The organism is uncultured Veillonella sp., assembly GCF_905209685.1.
Classification (GTDB): domain Bacteria; phylum Bacillota; class Negativicutes; order Veillonellales; family Veillonellaceae; genus Veillonella.
This window is the reverse complement of the sequence record NZ_CAJLUB010000156.1, coordinates 1-3,384: the sequence shown is the minus strand read 5'-3', so window position 1 is coordinate 3,384 and position 3,384 is coordinate 1. Positions and strand designations below refer to the sequence as shown.

Genomic DNA, 3,384 nt, shown 5'->3' with positions numbered 1-3,384 from the left:
CGTCACCTGTTCCTGGTGGCATATCAACGAATAAATAATCGATGTCTTTCCAAATTACATCTGTATAGAATTGTTTTACAACATTGCCTAAAATAGGACCACGCCATAAAACTGGATCTGTATCGTTTTCTAAAAGAAGGTTAACAGACATAACGTCAATACCACCTTTGGATTTTACAGGATACATACCAATTTCGTCAGCATATGCTTTTTCCTTGATACCAAACATTTTAGGAATGGAAGGACCTGTAATATCCGCATCGAGGATACCTACTTTGTAACCTTTACGCGCCATAGTAATAGCCATTAAGCTTGTAACGGAGGATTTACCTACGCCACCTTTACCAGATACTACGCCGATTACATGTTTAACAGAACTAAGCTCGTGTAATGGAGCTGTAAGATCTTGAGGTTGTTGAGGCGCGCCGCCACCGCAACCAGAGGATTGAGATGGGCATCCGCCACAATCACTGCTGCTACCGCAACCCATAGTAAACACCTACTTTCTTTGAGGAACTACCTCACATCTATATGTAAAACCTTTTGTTTATATGGTAAATACAATGTATCTACTGTTACATTGTATCATGTCATATCAAACTTTATCAATATATTACTCACCACAGAATTCTTTAGTTAAAGTTCCAAGAATTTCCATGCCCTTTGTAATTTCTTCTACTGTTGGTACTGTATAGCTCAAACGGAATGCATGTCCTTCCCCTGCTCCATCTGCAGCAAAGGCACCACACTTAATAATCCCTATATTTCTGTCCATACATGCTTCGAAGAATTCATCACAATTTACATCCTCAGGCATCGTCATCCATGCGAACATACCACCAGTAGGCTGTGTTAACTTAACCTTAGAGCTTGCATACTTGTTAAAAGCATTCAACAAGGCATCACATTTTGTTTTATAAACTTTACGTACATTTTCTAAATGTGCGTCGTAATCGATTGTATCGAGCACTTTAGCTACCACTTTTTGTGTAACTAATGGCATTTGCCCTGCTGTATTATTTTTTAATGCTTGAATAGCTTCAATAACTTTAGCTGGGCCAAATAAGAAACCTACACGCAAACCAGCAGACAAGGTCTTCGAATACGAACCTGCATAGAGAACACGATTTTCTGTATCAAAGGATTTAAATGTTGGAATGTACTCACCAGCAAAGCGAATCTCACCGTATGGATCATCTTCATAGATAAACAAATCATATTTAGAAGCAATAGCGTAAATTTCTTTACGACGTTCCAACGGCATTGTAATACCTGTTGGATTTTGGAAGTTAGGAATAAGATAAATATATTTACCTTTACCAGATTGAGCCGCTTTTTCTAATTCACTAGGAATCATGCCATACTCATCAGTCTTAATACCTAATGCTTTACCACCCATATTGCGTACAGAATTAATGGCACTGGTAAAAGTGAATTCATCCATGTATACTTCATCGCCAGGTTCTAATACAGTAATCGGTACAAGACCTAAGAGTTGCCCCGCCCCATTAGAGATAATAAGACCTTGTCCTTCTGGATTCATCTTATGCGTTTTTACAAGACGATCTAATGTCAATTCTGCTAATCGTGCATCACCTTGCATTGGTCCATATTGTAAAAGACTCATTGGATTAGAGTGAACCACTTCATCAAAAGCCTTTTCGATGATTTCCACAGGAATCGCTTCTGGTGCAGGATTGCCAATACCAAAACTAATAAAACCTTCTACCCCTACACCACGTTCAAATACTTCACGAATAAAATTAGGACCTTTTAGGGTCACCCGTTCAGGAAGAGAAAAGCTCATACTATCGCCTCTTTCATATATACTAAATTGAATAACATTTAATTAGAGATTGTTAAGCATTAGGATCGTGCTCTTGCTCAGCATTTTTCTTATTGATGTAGTTCTTATATACTTTCCAAAGAATGAAGTATACAATACCTGCAACAACTACGATGATTCCTAATCGCCCCATATTCTCTTGAAAGTTTACGATATCTGTACCGATAGCTACCTCAAGAGCTGTGGATGGGAATTTACCAATTAAATTTGCTAAGATATAGTCTCTCGGTTTGATTTTACTAATGGCACCAAGTGCTGTGATCACACCAGATGGAAAATATGGTAAGGATCTAGCAAATAACATGACCACAAAACCATTTTGACCTGAAAAATCATCTACTTTCATCAATACTGTACTCTTAGCAATAAGCTTATCTGCTGTATCACGTAAAAAGTACCGCATAATATAAAAGCTAATGACTACGCCAATCGTTTCTGCAAGCCAAGAAATAATGATCCCTGGCCACATACCGAATACTAATCCATTTGCTGTAGATATAAAGATAGATGGCAAAAACCCGACCGCATTAACAAAAATATCGAGAAGCATACTTACGACCATGGCCATAGGACCAAAGCCTTGGATATACTCTGCTATTTCATCCATGGATCCACTCGTCGCTAAATGCCACATAGTTGGATAAAATGTAGGATCTACTATATTGATGGCAATTAATAGAATGACAAAACCAATGCCTGCTATTAACTGTACCCAACCTTCACCAGAAGGCTTTAATTTTCTTGTACTCATATATACCTCGTTTTATAAAAAACTAGTTCCATTATATCACGGATTCTATAGAACTGTTATATGTTATCTTTCAATTACTACCAGTTAAAAATATTGGGGTTATAAGTTATATGGTCTACTTTTATAGATACTACCAGTTAAAAGTAATTATTTTTAACTGGTAGTATCTATAAAATATGTATAATTACATTAGCATAAAAATTATCGAAAGATGTATAATACTATTATAACGAGAATATTCTTAATGAAAGAAGGTATATTATGGTATCAGCAGGTCAAACAGCTACGGCAACTGTAACAGTTACAGAATCAAATATTGCAAAAACAATGAAATCTGGTTCTTTAGAGGTCTTTGCTACACCAGCTATGTGTGCATTAATGGAAGAAGCCGCACAAGCAGCAGTACAACCACATTTAGAAGACGGTGAAGGCACTGTAGGTATCGCTCTATCCATTACTCATGAGGCCCCTACTCCACTTGGTGCAACAGTAACTGCTAAAGCTACAGTTAGTGCTGTAGAAGGACGTAAAATCACCTTTGACATCGAAGCATCTGATGGTGTCGGTATCATTGGTCGAGGAACTCATGAACGATTTGTTATTAATAACGAAAAATTCATGGCTAAAGTGGCTAGTAGAGCAAAATCTAACTAATAGTTTACTATTTTACCAATAGCTTTATAACTAATAGATTTATTGCTAATATCTTACTTTATTAAAATAATAAAATACAAATCATAACCACCCGTAGAACGGGTGGTTTGCTCTGACCCTATAAGGGTCTTTC

Annotated in this window: 4 protein-coding genes; 1 reads left to right on the top strand and 3 read right to left on the bottom strand. The window is 36.9% G+C overall.

What is annotated here, in order from left to right; all coding sequences use genetic code 11:
* The 3 genes from QZ055_RS08705 to QZ055_RS08695 all read right to left on the bottom strand — a co-directional run.
* Nucleotides 1–490, bottom strand: a 490-nt coding sequence (locus QZ055_RS08705; protein ID WP_295826255.1) for a P-loop NTPase, incomplete at its 3' end; no start/stop codon positions are given.
* Between the two features lie 123 nt (nt 491–613).
* Nucleotides 614–1,807: a PLP-dependent aminotransferase family protein gene (locus QZ055_RS08700; protein WP_213466930.1), complete on the bottom strand. Its 1,194-nt coding sequence runs from the start codon at nt 1,805–1,807 to the stop codon at nt 614–616.
* 52 nt (nt 1,808–1,859) lie between these two features.
* On the bottom strand, nt 1,860–2,597 hold the full coding sequence (locus QZ055_RS08695) for a TVP38/TMEM64 family protein (RefSeq protein ID WP_295826252.1): 738 nt from the start codon (nt 2,595–2,597) through the stop codon (nt 1,860–1,862).
* Between the two features lie 261 nt (nt 2,598–2,858).
* On the opposite strand from QZ055_RS08695, the gene QZ055_RS08690 reads away from it, so the two are divergent.
* Complete coding sequence (locus QZ055_RS08690; protein ID WP_295826247.1) at nt 2,859–3,251, top strand: thioesterase family protein; 393 nt, start codon at nt 2,859–2,861, stop codon at nt 3,249–3,251.
* Nucleotides 3,252–3,384: the final 133 nt, after the last annotated feature.